Origin of the sequence: Superficieibacter electus, from assembly GCF_002915575.1 — a bacterium.
GTDB lineage: Bacteria > Pseudomonadota > Gammaproteobacteria > Enterobacterales > Enterobacteriaceae > Superficieibacter > Superficieibacter electus.
On sequence record NZ_PQGD01000013.1, the window covers coordinates 119,336 to 136,085 of the forward strand.

14 protein-coding genes are annotated in these 16,750 nt (G+C 57.6%); 10 read left to right on the forward strand and 4 right to left on the reverse strand.

What is annotated here, in order from left to right:
* Positions 1 to 4: 4 nt before the first annotated feature.
* Positions 5 to 535, reverse strand: a complete 531-nt coding sequence (gene thpR / locus CHU32_RS16945; RefSeq protein ID WP_103678225.1) for an RNA 2',3'-cyclic phosphodiesterase — start codon at positions 533 to 535, stop codon at positions 5 to 7.
* A 73-nt stretch (positions 536 to 608) separates the two neighbouring features.
* On the opposite strand from thpR, the gene hrpB reads away from it, so the two are divergent.
* Positions 609 to 3,038 carry an ATP-dependent helicase HrpB gene (gene hrpB, locus CHU32_RS16950; protein ID WP_103678226.1) on the forward strand — a complete coding sequence of 810 codons (2,430 nt, stop codon included), beginning with the start codon at positions 609 to 611 and terminating at the stop codon, positions 3,036 to 3,038.
* Between the two features lie 81 nt (positions 3,039 to 3,119).
* Here hrpB and CHU32_RS28050 read toward each other — a convergent pair whose 3' ends face one another.
* Positions 3,120 to 3,371, reverse strand: coding sequence for a hypothetical protein (locus CHU32_RS28050; protein WP_133159285.1), 252 nt, complete (start codon positions 3,369 to 3,371; stop codon positions 3,120 to 3,122).
* A gap of 125 nt (positions 3,372 to 3,496) precedes the next feature.
* Between CHU32_RS28050 and mrcB the strand changes: the two genes are divergently transcribed.
* From mrcB to fhuB, 5 genes are all read left to right on the forward strand, one after another.
* Positions 3,497 to 6,043 (forward strand): bifunctional glycosyl transferase/transpeptidase, encoded by a 2,547-nt coding sequence (gene mrcB / locus CHU32_RS16955; protein WP_103678227.1) that lies wholly within the window; start codon positions 3,497 to 3,499, stop codon positions 6,041 to 6,043.
* A 225-nt stretch (positions 6,044 to 6,268) separates the two neighbouring features.
* Complete coding sequence (fhuA, locus tag CHU32_RS16960) at positions 6,269 to 8,458, forward strand: ferrichrome porin FhuA (protein WP_103678228.1); 2,190 nt, start codon at positions 6,269 to 6,271, stop codon at positions 8,456 to 8,458.
* 54 nt (positions 8,459 to 8,512) lie between these two features.
* A complete protein-coding gene (gene fhuC / locus CHU32_RS16965; RefSeq protein ID WP_103678229.1) occupies positions 8,513 to 9,310 on the forward strand; it encodes a Fe3+-hydroxamate ABC transporter ATP-binding protein FhuC in 798 nt (265 codons plus the stop codon).
* The gene (fhuD, locus tag CHU32_RS16970) at positions 9,310 to 10,200 is read left to right on the forward strand and encodes a Fe(3+)-hydroxamate ABC transporter substrate-binding protein FhuD (protein ID WP_103678230.1); all 891 of its coding nucleotides are present in this window, start codon (positions 9,310 to 9,312) and stop codon (positions 10,198 to 10,200) included. The genes fhuC and fhuD overlap by 1 nt, the downstream gene beginning before the upstream one ends.
* Positions 10,197 to 12,179, forward strand: coding sequence for a Fe(3+)-hydroxamate ABC transporter permease FhuB (gene fhuB, locus CHU32_RS16975; RefSeq protein WP_103678231.1), 1,983 nt, complete (start codon positions 10,197 to 10,199; stop codon positions 12,177 to 12,179). Before fhuD ends, fhuB begins: the two co-directional genes overlap by 4 nt.
* Positions 12,180 to 12,272: 93 nt before the next feature.
* Here the strand turns inward: fhuB and hemL are convergent, their stop codons facing one another.
* Positions 12,273 to 13,553 carry a glutamate-1-semialdehyde 2,1-aminomutase gene (gene hemL / locus CHU32_RS16980; protein WP_103678232.1) on the reverse strand — a complete coding sequence of 427 codons (1,281 nt, stop codon included), beginning with the start codon at positions 13,551 to 13,553 and terminating at the stop codon, positions 12,273 to 12,275.
* A 167-nt stretch (positions 13,554 to 13,720) separates the two neighbouring features.
* On the opposite strand from hemL, the gene clcA reads away from it, so the two are divergent.
* The 4 genes from clcA to CHU32_RS16995 all read left to right on the forward strand — a co-directional run bounded on the left by clcA (position 13,721) and on the right by CHU32_RS16995 (position 16,107).
* Positions 13,721 to 15,130 (forward strand): H(+)/Cl(-) exchange transporter ClcA, encoded by a 1,410-nt coding sequence (clcA, locus tag CHU32_RS16985; RefSeq protein WP_103678233.1) that lies wholly within the window; start codon positions 13,721 to 13,723, stop codon positions 15,128 to 15,130.
* Positions 15,131 to 15,162: 32 nt separating this feature from the next.
* The gene (locus CHU32_RS28945) at positions 15,163 to 15,219 is read left to right on the forward strand and encodes a hypothetical protein (RefSeq protein WP_369522147.1); all 57 of its coding nucleotides are present in this window, start codon (positions 15,163 to 15,165) and stop codon (positions 15,217 to 15,219) included.
* Positions 15,212 to 15,556 (forward strand): iron-sulfur cluster insertion protein ErpA, encoded by a 345-nt coding sequence (erpA, locus tag CHU32_RS16990; protein WP_097162931.1) that lies wholly within the window; start codon positions 15,212 to 15,214, stop codon positions 15,554 to 15,556. Before CHU32_RS28945 ends, erpA begins: the two co-directional genes overlap by 8 nt.
* Positions 15,557 to 15,672: 116 nt before the next feature.
* Positions 15,673 to 16,107, forward strand: coding sequence for a DUF3617 domain-containing protein (locus CHU32_RS16995; RefSeq protein WP_103678234.1), 435 nt, complete (start codon positions 15,673 to 15,675; stop codon positions 16,105 to 16,107).
* A gap of 29 nt (positions 16,108 to 16,136) precedes the next feature.
* On the opposite strand, the gene CHU32_RS17000 is transcribed toward CHU32_RS16995, so the two are convergent.
* On the reverse strand, positions 16,137 to 16,748 hold the full coding sequence (locus CHU32_RS17000) for a TRIC cation channel family protein (protein WP_103678235.1): 612 nt from the start codon (positions 16,746 to 16,748) through the stop codon (positions 16,137 to 16,139).
* Between the last annotated feature and the right edge of the window lie 2 nt (positions 16,749 to 16,750).

The following is a 16,750-nucleotide window of genomic DNA, read 5'->3' on the forward strand; positions in this document are numbered from 1 at the left end:
CTTGTCATGGCCGTAGCGGCAAATGGCATAAGGGGGTGTAGCGGGTGCGTCCACGTACGAATTGAGATTCATAAAGCACAAATTCGGTGACTGGCACCGACCAGCGAAAGCCCGGCGGCGGAATGGCGACAGCATGACTGGCATCGCGCAGCAGCGTGATATGTGGGTGAAAAGGTTGCGGGCTTTGCCAGCAGCCGCTGCGCGCGGCCTGTGAACGCAGCATATTCGCCAGTTGTAGCAGTCCACGTGGCGGCTGGCGTGTACCCAGCCAGATCACACGAGAGCGCAGCCACTGGCCTGCATCGTCAAGGGTAAGCGTGAATTCGGGCTGGTGAATACGTTCGGCAAGGGCAATAAGTGCACGTTGCTTCTGCGCGCTAACGTCGCCGAGGAATGCCAGAGTCAAATGCAGATTCGCTGCCGCCACCGGACGTCCGGCATCGGAAGGAAAGCTGGCGGCACGCCAGTGAATAATCTGCTGCTGGATCTCGTCCGGTAGTGTCAGGGCGAAAAACAGTCTTTTTGACTCAGGCATCGGTGATACTCGGTTATGGTTTAGTGCGATGCTACAATGACCGCCGTTGAATGTTAACCCTCTGGAGCCCTGCGTGTCCTCATTACCGGTTGCTGCCGTCCTTTCCGAACTGCTTAGTGCGCTAAAAACCGCGTCGCAGATTTTACTTAATGCGCCTACCGGGGCGGGAAAATCGACGTGGCTACCGCTCCAGTTGTTACAGCAGGGGGACATTAACGGACGTATTATTGTGCTGGAGCCGCGTCGTCTGGCGGCGCGTAACGTTGCACAACGGCTTGCAGAACTGCTCGATGAAAAACCGGGCCAAACGGTAGGTTATCGAATGCGCGCCGAAAGCTGCGTGAGCTCCCGGACCCGGCTTGAGGTCGTTACCGAAGGGGTTCTGACGCGGATGATCCAGCGCGATCCTGAGCTGACCGATGTGGGGCTGGTGATCCTCGATGAATTCCACGAGCGCAGTTTGCAGGCCGATCTGGCGCTGGCGCTGCTGCTGGACGTTCAGCAGGGGCTACGCGACGATCTTAAACTGCTGATCATGTCCGCAACGCTTGATAATACGCGCTTACAGGCCCTGCTACCGGATGCACCGGTAATTTCCTGTGAAGGCCGCACATTTGCGGTGGAGCGCCGCTATCAGCCGCTGGCGGTAAATCTGCGGTTTGTTGAAGCCGTAGCCGTCACCGTTGCTGAACTCCTGCGGGCGGAAAGCGGCTCGCTGTTACTATTTTTGCCCGGTGTGGGGGAGATCCAGCGAGTGCAGGAGCAACTGGCCGAACGCGTTGCTGACGATGTGCTGCTCTGCCCACTGTATGGCGCGTTGCCCCTCTCGGCACAGCGGCAGGCCATACTTCCTGCGCCTGCCGGTAAACGCAAGGTTGTACTGGCAACGAATATTGCCGAAACCAGCCTGACGATTGAAGGTATCCGGCTGGTCGTCGATTGTGCTCAGGAGCGCGTCGCGCGTTTTGACTCGCGCACTGGCCTGACACGGCTGGTGACTCAGCGCATCAGCCAGGCGTCGATGACCCAGCGTGCCGGACGGGCCGGACGACTGGAGCCGGGGATTTGTCTGCATCTTATCAGTAAAGAGCAGGTGGAACGTGCGGCACCACAGGGAGAAGCGGAAATCCTGCACAGCGATCTCTCAGCCCTGCTGATGGAACTGTTGCAGTGGGGATGTCGTGATATTGGCTCCCTCAGTTGGCTGGATCGGCCGCCAGTAATTAACCTTGATGCTGCGCATCGCCTGCTCTCGCAACTGGGGGCGCTGGAAGGTGAACGGCTCACAGTTGCCGGGCAACGAATGGCGACGCTCGGCAGCGATCCGCGTCTGGCAGCGATGCTGTGCGGGGCCAATAGCGCCGATGAGCTAGCCAGTGCGGCGCTGCTGGCCGCGATCCTCGAAGAGCCGCCGCGTGGTGGCATCGCTGATATCAACGTGGCTTTTTCACGCCGTCAATCACACTGGCAGCAGCGCAGCCAGCAATTATGCCAGCGTCTGGGCAGAAAAGGCGGCCAGCCGCAGGCGGATTTACTCGCGCCGCTGCTGGCGAAGGGGTTTGCCGATCGCATCGCCCGTCGTCGTGGGCAGGAGGGGCGTTATCAACTGGCGAACGGCATGGGCGCGATGCTGGACGCGGATGATGTACTCAATCGTCATGAATGGCTGATAGCGCCGCTGCTATTGCAGGGGAGCGCATCGCCGGATGCGCGTATTTTGCTGGCATTACCAGTAGATATTAGCGCCTTTATCGCGGCTTGCCCGGCGCTGGTGCAACATTCCGATACGGTGGAGTGGGACGACGCTCAGGGTACGCTGAAGGCGCTGCGGCGTCGTCAAATCGGTCAACTGACGCTGAGTGTACAGCCGCTAGCGAAACCCTCAGAGGCAGAACTACATCAGGCAATGCTTAATGGCATCCGTGACAAAGGGCTTGATGTATTAAACTGGACACCGCAGGCACAACAATTCCGTTTACGACTACACTGTGCTGCCCGCTGGCTACCAGAATATACCTGGCCGGCGGCAGATGATGCGTCGCTTCTGGCGTCGCTGGAAAAATGGCTGTTGCCAGCGCTGGCAGGCGTTCACTCCCTGCGAGCCCTGAAGGCGGTGGATATTAGTCAGGCATTGTGCAATCTGCTGGACTGGTCTTCCCGTCAACGGCTGGAGAGTTCGCTGCCCACGCATTACACTGTGCCGACGGGAAGCCGGATTGCCATTCGCTATCATGAGGATAATCCTCCGGCACTGGCGGTGCGGATGCAGGAGATGTTTGGTGAAGCCAGTACGCCAGTGATTGCCGGGGGGCGCATTCCGCTGGTTCTTGAACTATTATCTCCCGCGCAGCGTCCATTGCAGATTACGCGCGATTTAAGCGCCTTCTGGCAGGGCGCGTACCGCGAGGTGCAAAAAGAGATGAAAGGGCGTTACCCGAAGCACGTCTGGCCGGACGATCCGGCGAATACCGCGCCAACGCGGCGCGTAAAAAAGTATTCGTAGGAGCGGTTAATGCCTGGTGGCGCTGCGCTTACCAGGCCTACGGGGAGAGCCTGCGGTTGGTGATGGCAATGCGTGTAAGCATCACAGGCCACACAAGGCGAAGCCGCCATCCGGCAGAAGCTGGCAGCGCGGTGGCATTAGCCTTTGTAGGCCGGATAAGGCAAGCCGCCATCCGGCAGAAGCTGGCAGTGCGGTGTCGTTAGCCTTTGTAGGCCGGATAAGGCGAAGCCGCCATCCGGCAGAAGCTGGCAGTGCGGTGTCGTTAGCCTTTGTAGGCCACACAAGGCGAAGCCGCCATCCGGCAAACAGGGTAACGCGGGTTGAGTAAGTCAAAAACCGTGTCCCGGTAAGGCACAACCGTCATCCGGCTGACATAACTTTTGAGAGATTTCTTCTTTCTCCTGCGGGAGGAAGGACTGAGAATCAGGCAGTGCGCCTGAAATTTGCGGAGAGAAAGCATGGCGGGGAATGACCGCGAACCGATTGGACGTAAAGGAAGACCTGCACGTCCGGTAAAACAAAAAGTAAATCGCCGTCCACAGTATGACGACGATTATGAAGACGACGAGGACGATGTGCCACCACCGCGTAAGGGCCGGGGGAAAGGTAACGGCGGCGGTGGACGCAAACGTCGCGGTAAGCGCGGTTGGCTGTGGTTGCTGCTGAAGATTTTCATTGTCTTCGTGGTGCTGTTTGCTATTTACGGTGTCTACCTGGATCAAAAAATCCGCAGCCGCATCGACGGAAAAGTCTGGCAGCTACCCGCGGCGGTTTATGGCCGAATGGTCAACCTTGAGCCGGACATGGCCATTAGCAAAAACGAGATGATCAAGCTGCTGACGGCCACGCAGTACCGCCAGGTCACCGCGATGACGCGTCCCGGCGAGTTTACCGTGCAGGCCAACAGCATCGAGATGATCCGCCGACCGTTCGATTTTCCGGACAGCAAAGAGGGTCAGGTGCGCGCGCGTCTGACCTTTGACGGCGATCACCTTGAAAGCATCGAAAATATGGAGAGCCACCGCCAGTTCGGCTTCTTCCGCCTCGATCCGCGCCTGATCACCATGCTTTCATCGCCTAATGGCGAGCAGCGTCTGTTCGTGCCGCGTAACGGTTTCCCGGATCTGCTGGTGGATACGCTGCTGGCCACTGAAGACCGCCATTTCTACGAGCATGACGGTGTGAGCCTGTACTCCATCGGGCGTGCGGTGCTGGCTAACCTCACTGCCGGGCGCACCGTGCAGGGGGCCAGTACGCTGACCCAACAACTGGTGAAGAACCTGTTCCTCTCCAGCGAACGTTCTTACGTGCGTAAGGCGAACGAAGCGTACATGGCGCTGCTGATGGATGCGCGCTACAGCAAAGATCGCATTCTTGAACTGTACATGAACGAAGTGTATCTCGGTCAGAGCGGCGATAATGAGATCCGGGGCTTCCCGCTGGCAAGCCTGTACTACTTTGGCCGTCCGGTAGAAGAACTGAGCCTCGATCAGCAGGCGCTGCTGGTCGGCATGGTGAAGGGCGCGTCGATTTATAACCCATGGCGCAACCCGAAACTGGCGCTGGAGCGGCGTAATCTGGTCCTGCGCTTGCTGCAACAGCAGCAGGTGATCGACAAAGAACTGTACGACATGCTGAGTGCCCGACCGCTGGGCGTACAGCCGCGTGGCGGGGTTATTTCACCGCAGCCCGCCTTTATGCAATTGGTACGTCAGGAGCTACAGGCGAAACTGGGCGACAAGGTTAAAGATCTCTCCGGGGTGAAGATTTTCACCACCTTTGACTCTGTGGCGCAGGATGCAGCGGAAAAAGCGGCGACTGAAGGCATTCCGGCATTGAAGAAACAGCGTAAGCTGGCTGACCTTGAAACGGCGATGGTGGTCGTGGACCGCTTTAGCGGCGAAGTTCGGGCAATGGTCGGCGGGGCCGAGCCGCAGTTTGCGGGCTATAACCGCGCGATGCAGGCGCGCCGCTCGATAGGTTCTCTGGCGAAACCAGCGACCTATTTGACCGCGCTCAGCCAGCCGAACCGCTTCCGCCTGAATACGTGGATCGCCGATGCGCCACTGGCGTTACGTCAGCCAAACGGTCAGGTATGGTCGCCGCAGAACGACGATCATCGCTACAGCGAAAGCGGGCAGGTGATGCTGGTGGATGCGCTGACCCGCTCAATGAACGTACCGACGGTTAACCTCGGCATGACGCTCGGCCTGCCAGCGGTGACCGAGACCTGGAAAAAACTTGGCGTGCCGGAAAACCAACTGCATCCGGTGCCAGCGATGCTGCTCGGGGCGCTCAACCTGACGCCGGTTGAAGTGGCGCAGGCCTTCCAGACCATTGCCAGCGGCGGCAACCGCGCACCGCTTTCTGCACTGCGTTCGGTGATTGCGGAAGATGGCAATGTGCTGTACCAGAGTTTCCCACAGGCTGAACGTGCAGTGCCAGCGCAGGCGGCGTATATGACGCTATGGACCATGCAGCAGGTGGTGCAGCGTGGTACGGGTCGCCAGCTCGGCGCGAAGTACCCGGGGCTGCATTTGGCGGGGAAAACCGGGACCACCAATAACAACGTGGATACCTGGTTTGCCGGTATTGATGGCCGTGAAGTGGTGATCACCTGGGTTGGTCGCGATAACAACCAGCCAACGAAGCTTTACGGTGCCAGCGGCGCAATGTCTATTTATCAGCGCTACCTGACCAATCAGTCACCGATCCCGCTGGTACTGACGCCGCCGGAAGACGTGGTAGATATGGGCGTGGATGATGGTGGTAACTTCCTGTGCAGCGGTGGTTCACGCACGTTGCCGGTATGGACGACTGACCCGAACGCGCTTTGCCAGCAGAGTGAAATGCTGCAACAGCAGCAGCAGCAGGGCAATCCGTTTGAGCAGTCTCAGCCGCAACAACAGCAGCAACAGCAACAGCAGCAACAACCGCCTCAGCCTGAGAAGAAAGAGAGCGATGGCGTTGCCGGCTGGATTAAGGATATGTTTGGCGGTAACTAAGCCGTAATACGTAAAAGCCCCCGTCTGATCACCTCAGCCGGGGGCTTTTTTTATGTTTAACGGGCGTCATGCTAAGCCACACAACCCATCTGGTTATTTATTATCCCCTTAGTTTTCACAGGGTCGCATATCGCTTGCTATGCGTTCAGCGTTTCGAATATTATGCTGCCGTCATAATAATAATTCTCGTTTACGTTATCATTCACTTTCATCAGAGATATACCAATGGCGCGTCTTAAAACTGCTCAGCCAAACGCCTCACTGCGAAAAATCGCAGTGGTGGTAGCCACAGCGGTTAGCGGCATGTCTGTTTATGCACAGGCGGCGGTTGAACCGAAAGAAGAAACTATTACTGTCACCGCTGCACCTGCATCGCAGGAAAGTGCCTGGGGGCCAGCACCGACCATTGCCGCAAAGCGCTCAGCGACCGCAACGAAAACCGATACCCCGATTGAAAAAACGCCGCAATCCGTGTCCGTCGTCACCAGCGAAGAGATGGAAATGCATCAGTTCCAGTCGGTGAAAGAAGCGCTGGGTTATACGCCCGGCGTCACCGTCAGCAGCCGCGGCGCGTCGAATACCTATGACTTTGTCATTATCCGGGGCTTCTCCTCGGTTGGCCTGAACCAGAATAACTATCTCGACGGCCTTAAACTTCAGGGTAACTTCTACAACGACGCGGTGATCGACCCGTATATGCTCGAACGCGTTGAGCTGATGCGCGGACCGACTTCCGTGCTCTACGGCAAAAGTAACCCTGGCGGCATTATTTCAATGGTCAGCAAACGCCCGACCACTGAGCCGCTGAAAGAGGTACAGTTCCAGATGGGGACCGACAGCCTGTTCCAGACCGGCTTTGATTTCAGCGATGCGCTGGATGATGACGGCGTGTACTCTTATCGACTGACAGGGGTGGCCCATTCTGCCAACGGGCAGCAGCAGAGTTCCGAATCGCAGCGTTATGCCATCGCGCCATCGTTCTCCTGGCGTCCGGATGATAAAACCAGCTTTACCTTCCTGTCTTACTTTCAGAACGAGCCGGAAACCGGTTATTACGGCTGGTTGCCGAAGGAAGGGACGGTTGAACCATTGCCGAACGGTAAGCGTTTACCCACCGACTTTAACGAAGGCGCGTCGAATAACACCTATTCTCGTAACGAGAAAATGGTCGGTTACAGCTTTGAACATGGCTTTGACGACACGTTCACCGTGCGCCAGAACCTGCGTTTTGCTGAGATGAAAACCTCGCAGCAAAGCGTGTACGGCACGGGGATTGCCGCCGATGGTCATACCCTGAACCGGGGCACCGTGGTGGACGATGAGCGTCTGCAAAACTTTAGCGTTGATACGCAACTGGAGAGTAAATTTGCCACCGGCGCGGTCGATCATACCCTGCTGACCGGGGTAGATTTCATGCGTATGCGCAATGATATTGACGCCGCTTTCGGTAGCGCGCCGTCTATTGATCTGTATGACGATTACAGCCCGCAGTACTTTGCTTTCGGTAATACCGAGCCGTACCAGATGAACGAAAGCAAGCAGACCGGCATTTACGTGCAGGATCAGGCGGAGTGGGATAAGTGGGTGCTGACCCTCGGCGGTCGCTACGACTGGTCGCAGCAGGCCACCACGGTACGCCAGAACTCCTACACGCCAACCGAAGGTTATATCGAGCGCAACGACCATCAGTTTACCTGGCGCGGCGGCGTTAACTACCTGTTTGATAATGGCATTACGCCGTATTTCAGCTACAGCCAGTCGTTTGAGCCGAGCGCCTTCGATCTGTGGAGTGTGCCGCGCGTTTCTTATGAGCCGTCGAAAGGCGAACAGTATGAAGCGGGCGTGAAATACGTGCCGAAAGACCGGCCAATCGTCATCACCGGCGCGCTGTATCAACTGACCAAAACCAACAACCTGACTGCCGATCCGAATAACCCACTGGGACAGGTTCCGGCCGGTGAAATTCGTGCGCGCGGCGTGGAGCTGGAAGCCAAAGCGGCGCTGAATGCCAATATTAATATGACCGCGTCTTATACTTATACCGATGCGGAATACACTAAAGATACCTCGCTGAAGGGGCATACGCCGGAGCAGGTACCGAAGCATATGGCGTCGCTGTGGGGCGATTATACCTTTAACGAAGGCGCGCTTTCCGGCCTGACACTGGGTACCGGCGGTCGCTTTATTGGTTCCAGCTACGGCGATCCGGCGAATACCTTTAAAGTCGGCAGCGCAGCGGTGATGGATGCAGTGGTGAAATACGATCTGGCGCGCTTCGGCATGGCAGGTTCCAGCGTGGCGGTTAACGTCAATAACGTGCTGGACCGGGAATATGTCGCCAGCTGCTTCCAGACTTACGGCTGTTTCTGGGGCGCAGAGCGTCAGGTGGTTGCCACCGCGACGTTCCGTTTCTAACACTTCCTATGGGCACGTTCCGGCGTGCCCTTTTTATTTTTCAAGTTGGCCAACATGCAGGAAAACATCTCCCGACCCGATACCACTTTCGCCCTCTCTGACGTCACTTTCCGCGTGCCGGGACGGACGCTGCTCCATCCGCTATCAATGACGTTTCCGCTGGGAAAAGTGACCGGGCTTATAGGTCACAATGGTTCCGGTAAATCCACGCTGCTGAAAATGCTCGGACGCCATCAGCCACCGTCAGACGGGGATATTCTTCTGGATGGTCAGCCGCTGATGAGCTGGAACAGCAAGGCGTTTGCCCGTAAGGTCGCGTATTTGCCGCAGCAGTTGCCGCAGGCGGAAGGGATGACGGTGCGTGAGCTGGTGGCGATTGGACGCTACCCGTGGCACGGGGCGCTGGGACGTTTTGGCGTGGCCGACAGAGAGAAAGTGGAGGAAGCGATCGCGCTGGTGGGGTTAAAACCGCTGGCGCAGCGGCTGGTGGACAGCCTGTCCGGCGGCGAGCGTCAACGGGCGTGGATCGCTATGCTGGTGGCGCAGGACAGCCGCTGCCTGCTGCTGGATGAACCGACCTCGGCACTGGATATTGCTCATCAGGTGGATGTACTGGCGCTGGTGCATCGCCTGAGCCAGCAGCGCGGATTAACGGTGATCGCCGTGCTGCATGATATCAATATGGCGGCCCGCTACTGCGATTATCTGGTGGCCCTGCGCGGCGGCGAAATGATTGCTCAGGGGACGCCGGAAACACTCATGCGCAGCGAGACGCTGGAGCAGATTTACGGTATTCCAATGGGCATCCTGCCGCATCCGGCAGGCGCTGCGCCCGTGAGCTTTGTGTACTGATGACGATGATGACTTCAATAACGCGTCGGCGTCTGCTGAGCGCCATGGCACTCTCGCCGTTGATGTGGCATATGGGAAAGGCGCGCGCAGGCACGGTCGATCCGCAGCGTATTGTGGCGCTGGAATGGCTGCCGGTTGAGTTTTTACTGGCGCTCGGTGTAATGCCGTATGGCGTGGCCGACGTGCAGAATTATAATTTGTGGGTCAACGATCCCTCGCTCCCGGACTCAGTGATTGATGTAGGGTTGCGGACCGAGCCTAATCTTGAACTGCTGGCACAGATGAAGCCGTCTTTCCTTGTCTGGTCTGCCGGTTACGGGCCTTCCGATACGCAACTGGCGAAAATTGCGCCGGGGCGCGGCTTTACTTTTAGCGATAGTAAGAAACCGCTGGCCAAAGCGCGTGGCTCGCTGGTCGAGATGGCGCAGCTTATTGACCGTGAAGCACAAGCAGAAAAACATCTTGCTGATTTCGATCGCTTTATTGATTCACTGGCCCCGCGCTTTGCGCAGCGCGGCGATCGTCCTTTGCTGATGATTACCGTGCTGGACGTGCGTCATGTACTGGTGTTTGGACAAAACTGCCTGTTCCAGGAAGTGCTCGACCGTTACGGCATACCCAACGCCTGGCATGGTGAATTAACCTTCTGGGGCAGTACGCCGATCGGCGTCGATCGTCTCGCCGCCTTCAAAGACGTTGATGTGCTGTGTTTTGATCACGGTAATGACGCCGAGATGCGCCAGCTTACCGCTACCCCGCTGTGGCAGTCGATGCCGTTTGTTCGCACCGGGCGCTTTCAGCGCGTTCCGGCGGTCTGGTTCTACGGTGCAACACTCTCCGCTATGCACTTTGCCCGCGTGCTGGATCGCGCGCTGGGAGGTAAGGCATGAAAACGAAAATCGCGCCATTCCCCGCCGTACTGTTGATCCTGCTGTTTATTGCCGCGCTGGCTTTAACCGGGTTTAACTTCACCCAGGCCTTGCCGCGTGCGCAATGGCATGAGGCGCTGTGGCAGCCGAATATTGATGTGGTGGAGCAAATGCTGTTCCACTACAGTTTGCTACCGCGTCTGGCTATTGCTCTGCTGGTCGGGGCCGGGCTGGGGCTGGTGGGCGTCCTGTTTCAGCAGGTACTGCGTAACCCGCTGGCCGAGCCGACCACGCTGGGCGTGGCGACCGGGGCGCAGTTAGGGATGACCATTATCTCGCTATGGGCGATCCCCGGCGTGCTGGTATCACAATTTGCCGCGCTGGCGGGAGCCTGTATTGTCGGGGCGCTGGTATTTGGCGTGGCGTGGGGAAAACGCCTCTCGCCGGTGACCCTGATTCTGGCAGGGCTGGTGGTCAGCCTGTACTGTGGGGCGATCAATCAGCTACTGGTGATTTTCCACCACGATCAGCTTCAGAGTATGTTTTTGTGGAGCACCGGCACGCTGACGCAGACCGACTGGAGCATTGTTCAGCGGCTGTGGCCGCAACTGCTCGGCGGGGTGATGCTCACGCTGCTGCTACTGCGTCCTCTGACGTTGATGGGGCTGGATGACGGCGTGGCGCGTAATCTCGGGCTGGCGCTGTCGCTGGCGCGGCTGGCGGCACTGACGCTGGCTATCGTTCTGAGCGCATTGCTGGTTAACGCGGTAGGGATTATCGGTTTTATCGGTCTGTTTGCGCCGCTGCTGGCGAAAATGCTCGGCGCACGGCGTCTGCTCTCTCGCCTGCTGCTGGCTCCGCTGATTGGGGCGCTAATCCTCTGGCTTTCCGACCAGCTGATTATCTGGCTGACGCGGGTGTGGATGGAGGTTTCGACAGGCTCGGTGACGGCGTTAATCGGTGCACCGCTGCTGCTATGGCTACTGCCACGCCTGCGCAGCATGAGCGCACCGGCGATGAATGCCGGAGATACTGTCTCTGAAGAACGCCAGCATGTACTGCGCTATGCGCTCATTGGTCTGGCGGTGTTGCTGCTGGCGGTTTACGCTGCGCTCTCCTTTGGCCGTGATGCGCAGGGCTGGACGTGGGCCAGTGGCGAGCTGCTCAATGAACTGATGCAGTGGCGCTGGCCGCGTATTCTGGCCGCGCTGTTCGCCGGAGTCCTGCTGGCAGTGGCGGGCTGTATTATTCAGCGGCTGACCGGTAACCCGATGGCCAGTCCGGAAGTGCTGGGGATCAGTTCCGGCGCGGCGTTTGGTATCGTGCTGATGCTGTTTCTGGTGCCGGGGGATGCGTTTGGCTGGCTGCTGCCCGCCGGGAGCCTGGGCGCGGCGGCAACGCTGCTGATCATTATGATTGCCGCCGGGCGCGGTGGCTTCTCACCGCACCGGATGCTGCTGGCCGGGATGGCATTAAGTACCGCGTTTACCATGCTGCTGATGATGCTCCAGGCAAGCGGCGATCCGCGCATGGCGCAGATCCTGACGTGGATTTCCGGCTCCACCTATAACGCCACGGGACAGCAGGCGCTGCAAACGCTGGTGATGATGGTGGTTCTGCTGGCGCTGGTGCCGTTATGCAGTCGCTGGTTAACGATCCTGCCGCTGGGTGGTGATACTGCCCGTGCCGTGGGCGTGGCGCTGACGCCGTCGCGTATCGCGCTACTGCTGCTGGCCTCGGCATTGACCGCCACCGCCACGCTGACCATCGGGCCGCTGAGCTTTATCGGCCTGATGGCTCCGCATATCGCGAGGATGATGGGCTTTCGCCGCACGCTGCCGCATATCGTCATTTCTGCGCTGGCAGGCGGGTTAATTCTGGTGTTTGCCGACTGGTGCGGGCGTATGGTGATGTTCCCGTTCCAGATCCCGGCGGGGCTGCTGTCGACGTTTATCGGCGCGCCGTATTTTGTGTATTTGTTGAGGAAGCAGAGCCGGTAAAGAGGAGGGAAACGTGGGCCTGTGACCCCCTCACCCCAGCCCTCTCCCTCAAGGGAGAGGGGGCAGTCGGCGCGCGTAATCAGGCATTACATCTCACAGCTTCGCAAACACCCGACGGGCGGCATCTATGGTGTTATTGATATCGTCTTCGCTGTGCGCGACCGACATAAAGCCCGCTTCAAACGCCGACGGTGCCAGATAGATACCTTCTTCCAGCATCAGATGGAAGAAACGCTTAAAGCGTTCGACATCGCAGGCCACCACGTCCTGATAGCAGGTAACGGTGTTGGCATCGGTGAAGAAAATACCAAACATCCCGCCGACATGGTTGACCACCAGTGGAATGCCCGTTTCCTGGGCGGCATTCAGCAGGCCGCTGGCTAATTGGGTTGTCAGCGCATCAAGCGTGGCGTGAACACCTGGTTTTGCGACTTCGCTCAGACAGGCATAACCGGCAGCCATCGCGATCGGGTTGCCGGAGAGCGTACCCGCCTGATAAACCGGCCCGGTCGGGGCCAGCGCATCCATTACGTCACGACGTCCACCGAACGCACCGACCGGCATCCCGCCACCGATGATCTTGCCAAGGCAGGTCAGGTCGGGGACCACATTGTAATGCGCCTGTGCACCCGCCAGCGCTACGCGAAAGCCCGTCATCACTTCGTCGATGATCAGCAGTGCGCCAAACTCATCGCACAGGGAACGCAGTCCTGGCAGGAACTCCGGCAGCGGCGGGACGCAGTTCATATTACCTGCTACCGGTTCGACGATAATACAGGCGATATCCTGCGGATACTGCTCAAACGCCTCGCGCACGGATGCCAGATCGTTATACGTGCAGGTGAGGGTATGTTTCGCAAAATCGGCAGGAACGCCGGGCGAGTTCGGCTGACCGAGGGTCAATGCGCCAGAACCGGCTTTCACCAACAGGCAATCCGCATGACCGTGATAGCAGCCTTCAAATTTGATGATTTTATCGCGGCCGGTAAAGCCACGCGCCAGACGAATGGCGCTCATGGTGGCCTCAGTACCGGAGTTCACCATCCGCACCATATCCATGGTCGGTACCAGTTCGGTCACCAGCTCGGCCATGGTCACTTCCATTTCGGTCGGCGCGCCAAAGCTTAGCCCGCGCTCTGTGGCTTCAATGACTGCATTCCGGATCGCCGGATGATTATGCCCCAGTACCATCGGCCCCCAGGAACCGACATAATCGATATAGGCTTTGCCATCGACGTCATACAGGTAAGCGCCGTCTGCACGTTCAACGAACAGCGGCGTGCCGCCGACGCCGGTAAAGGCACGAACGGGGGAGTTTACTCCGCCGGGGATCACCTGGCGTGCGGCGCTGTAGAGGTTTTCGGACTTACTCATGGCTGGGTTCCTGGTTTATCGAAAAGTCATCACCACCATTCTAAAGTATTCCAGGAAGGTTATGAAAGTTTTGCCCGATTGAAACAACATTTTTTATGAGGGATTTTTGGCAAATGGATGAGTACAATGCCGTTCCGGAATGCGTTTTTACCCATCAATGATTAAGCATGAATATTGAAAACACGTCTTTGACCAACCTGCCTGGCGGCCGCTTAAGGCGCGGCAAACAGATTCGCCAGTTGCTTCAGCGGGATAAAACGCCGCTGGCTATTTTACTGCTGGCGGCGCTGGTCGGCATTCTTGCCGGGCTGGTGGGCGTCGCATTTGAAAAAGCCGTCGATGGCGTGCAGGCATTACGCGTGGAGATGCTTGCCGGCACCGCCCATCAGGGCTACTGGATCTGGCCGCTGGCGTTTGTCACCTCAGCGCTGCTGGCGATGGTGGGCTATTTTCTGGTGCGGCGGTTTGCGCCGGAAGCGGGCGGATCGGGCATTCCGGAAATCGAAGGCGCGCTGGAAGAACTTCGCCCGGTGCGCTGGTGGCGCGTGTTGCCGGTCAAGTTCATCGGCGGGATGGGCACACTGGGTGCCGGTATGGTACTGGGACGCGAAGGGCCGACCGTGCAGCTCGGCGGCAATATTGGCCGGATGGTGCTGGATATTTTCCGCCTGCGCAGCGGCGAAGCGCGTCATACGTTGCTGGCAACCGGTGCCGCTGCGGGGCTTTCCGCCGCCTTCAATGCCCCGCTGGCCGGGATTCTGTTTATTCTCGAAGAAATGCGTCCACAGTTTCGCTATAGCCTGATCTCCATTAAAGCGGTGTTTACGGGAGTGATCATGTCGAGCATCGTCTTTCGCCTGTTTAACGGCGAAGGCGCAGTGATTGAAGTCGGTAAGCTAAGTAATGCGCCGGTCAATACGCTATGGCTGTATTTGATACTGGGAGTGATTTTTGGCCTGGTGGGTCCGTTGTTTAATACGCTGGTGCTGCGTACCCAGGATCTTTTTGCGCGCATCCACGGCGGTAATATCAAAAAATGGGTGCTGCTGGGCGGATTGATTGGCGGCATGTGCGGTCTGATTGGCCTGATCGACCCCGAGGCGACGGGCGGCGGATTTTCACTGATCCCGCTGGCGATGGCAGGCCATTACACGGTTGGCCTGCTACTGGTGATTTTTATCACCCGCGTGGTCACCACGCTGCTGTGCTTTTGTTCCGGCGCGCCCGGCGGTATTTTTGCCCCGATGCTTGCGCTGGGCACGCTGCTGGGAACGGCATTCGGTATGGCTGCCGCCGATATTTTTCCGGCATATCATCTGGATGCCGGGACCTTTGCCATTGCCGGCATGGGGGCGCTGCTGGCCGCCTCGGTGCGTGCACCGTTAACCGGCACCGTGCTGGTGCTGGAGATGACCGATAATTATCAGCTCATTTTGCCAATGATTATTACCTGCCTTGGCGCAACACTATTAGCCCAGTTTGTCGGCGGAAAACCGCTTTATTCCACCATCCTTGCGCGCACGCTGGCAAAGCAGGAGGCGGAGCAGTCCGTGCGGCCTGTGGGCGAGAATACTTGAACGAATTACCAGGGTATTAGATAATGCCCATCATGGTTGGGTTATTATTTGCCCAATTACCAATGTCGTTGGGAGCAAAAAATGAGTGATGACGTAGCGCTGCCCCTGCAATTTACCGATGCAGCAGCCAGCAAAGTAAAAAACCTGATTGCCGATGAAGATAACCCAAATCTGAAACTGCGCGTTTATATCACCGGTGGTGGTTGCAGCGGGTTCCAGTATGGTTTTACCTTTGACGATCAGATCAATGATGGCGATATGACCATTGAAAAACAGGGCGTGGGCCTGGTGGTCGATCCAATGAGTTTGCAGTATTTGGTCGGTGGTTCGGTGGATTACACCGAAGGGCTGGAAGGCTCTCGCTTTATCGTCACCAATCCGAACGCGAAAAGCACCTGCGGGTGCGGGTCGTCGTTCAGCGTATAATCTCTTCTACATCGTCCGTCAGAGACGGTGAGATAACGGTGTCCGGCAATACATGCCAGACACCGCGCTTCAGGCTAATAACATGGAAAGTTAACTATTAACTTAAGGATAAATTGATGAAAAATTTAGCATTGATTGCTATCTCTCTTTTTACTATGGCGGGAATTCAGTCCGCATCAGCTTTAGATATCCAACCCGGTGAATGGTCGATGCAGGTGACGGGTCAGCCTAAGTCAGGCCTTATTTGTGTTACTCCTGCTATGGTTAAGCAATACAAATTAACCACAGCAGGCCAGGAACAATCAAAAGATGGCTGTCACTCTAAGATACTGGAAAATACGGATACAAAACTGGTTACCGACCTGAAATGCGAAAAGCCTGAAGGAAAAATTGATACCCATATCGTTGTGGTTAAAAAAAGCGATACCGAAGTTATCACGACGACTAATCTCAATATTGATGCGTCAGGTAAGAAGGTGTCCACAGATATGACTTCTGTCCAGACCTTCGTCAGCAAGGACTGTTCAGCAGCAGCGGTCCCGGCGAAATAAACGCAGACCCGGCCCGTCAGGGTCGGGTATTAATCCAGCGCAAACGTCGGCAGTTTCAAATGCCAGCGGATCGCGGCAAGACGGATCACCAGCGTGACCACCATCCCCATCATACTGGCGCTTTCCAGCGGCACGGCGAACGTATAAAACGCCGTGGCGTGAACGATGCCGCCGACAATACAGGCGGTAGCGTAGATTTCGGTGCGTAAGATCATCGGAATTTCTCGCGCCAGCACGTCGCGAATGATGCCGCCGCCCACCCCGGTCAGCACGCCCATGCATACGGCTACCAGTGGCCCGGTTTCCGCCAGAAAAGCTTTGTTGACGCCAATACCCACAAATACCGCCAGGCCCACGGCATCCAGCACTGGCAATACCCATTTCGGCAGACGGCGCGGCTGACGAACCAGCAGGATGGTTAACATACTGGTGATCATGGCGACGACCAGATCGGTGGGATCTTTCACCCAGAACACCGGGCCGTGCGCCAGTGCCATGTCGCGAATGGTCCCGCCGCCCACCGCAGTGACCACGCCGAGCACCAGCACGCCAAACGGGTCCATACGTAATTTTCCTGCCAGCAGAACGCCGGAGATGGCGAATACGGCAGTGCCAACGATATCAAGCCAGTAGACCAGCATGC

Coding starts and splice junctions, on each gene's coding strand:
- thpR (WP_103678225.1), bottom strand. CDS start 535: ATGCCTGAGTCAAAAAGACTGTTTTTCGCCCTGACACTACCGGACGAG.
- mrcB (WP_103678227.1), top strand. CDS start 3,497: ATGGCGGGGAATGACCGCGAACCGATTGGACGTAAAGGAAGACCTGCA.
- fhuA (WP_103678228.1), top strand. CDS start 6,269: ATGGCGCGTCTTAAAACTGCTCAGCCAAACGCCTCACTGCGAAAAATC.
- fhuC (WP_103678229.1), top strand. CDS start 8,513: ATGCAGGAAAACATCTCCCGACCCGATACCACTTTCGCCCTCTCTGAC.
- fhuD (WP_103678230.1), top strand. CDS start 9,310: ATGACGATGATGACTTCAATAACGCGTCGGCGTCTGCTGAGCGCCATG.
- fhuB (WP_103678231.1), top strand. CDS start 10,197: ATGAAAACGAAAATCGCGCCATTCCCCGCCGTACTGTTGATCCTGCTG.
- hemL (WP_103678232.1), bottom strand. CDS start 13,553: ATGAGTAAGTCCGAAAACCTCTACAGCGCCGCACGCCAGGTGATCCCC.
- clcA (WP_103678233.1), top strand. CDS start 13,721: ATGAATATTGAAAACACGTCTTTGACCAACCTGCCTGGCGGCCGCTTA.
- erpA (WP_097162931.1), top strand. CDS start 15,212: ATGAGTGATGACGTAGCGCTGCCCCTGCAATTTACCGATGCAGCAGCC.
- CHU32_RS16995 (WP_103678234.1), top strand. CDS start 15,673: ATGAAAAATTTAGCATTGATTGCTATCTCTCTTTTTACTATGGCGGGA.
- CHU32_RS17000 (WP_103678235.1), bottom strand. CDS start 16,748: ATGCTGGTCTACTGGCTTGATATCGTTGGCACTGCCGTATTCGCCATC.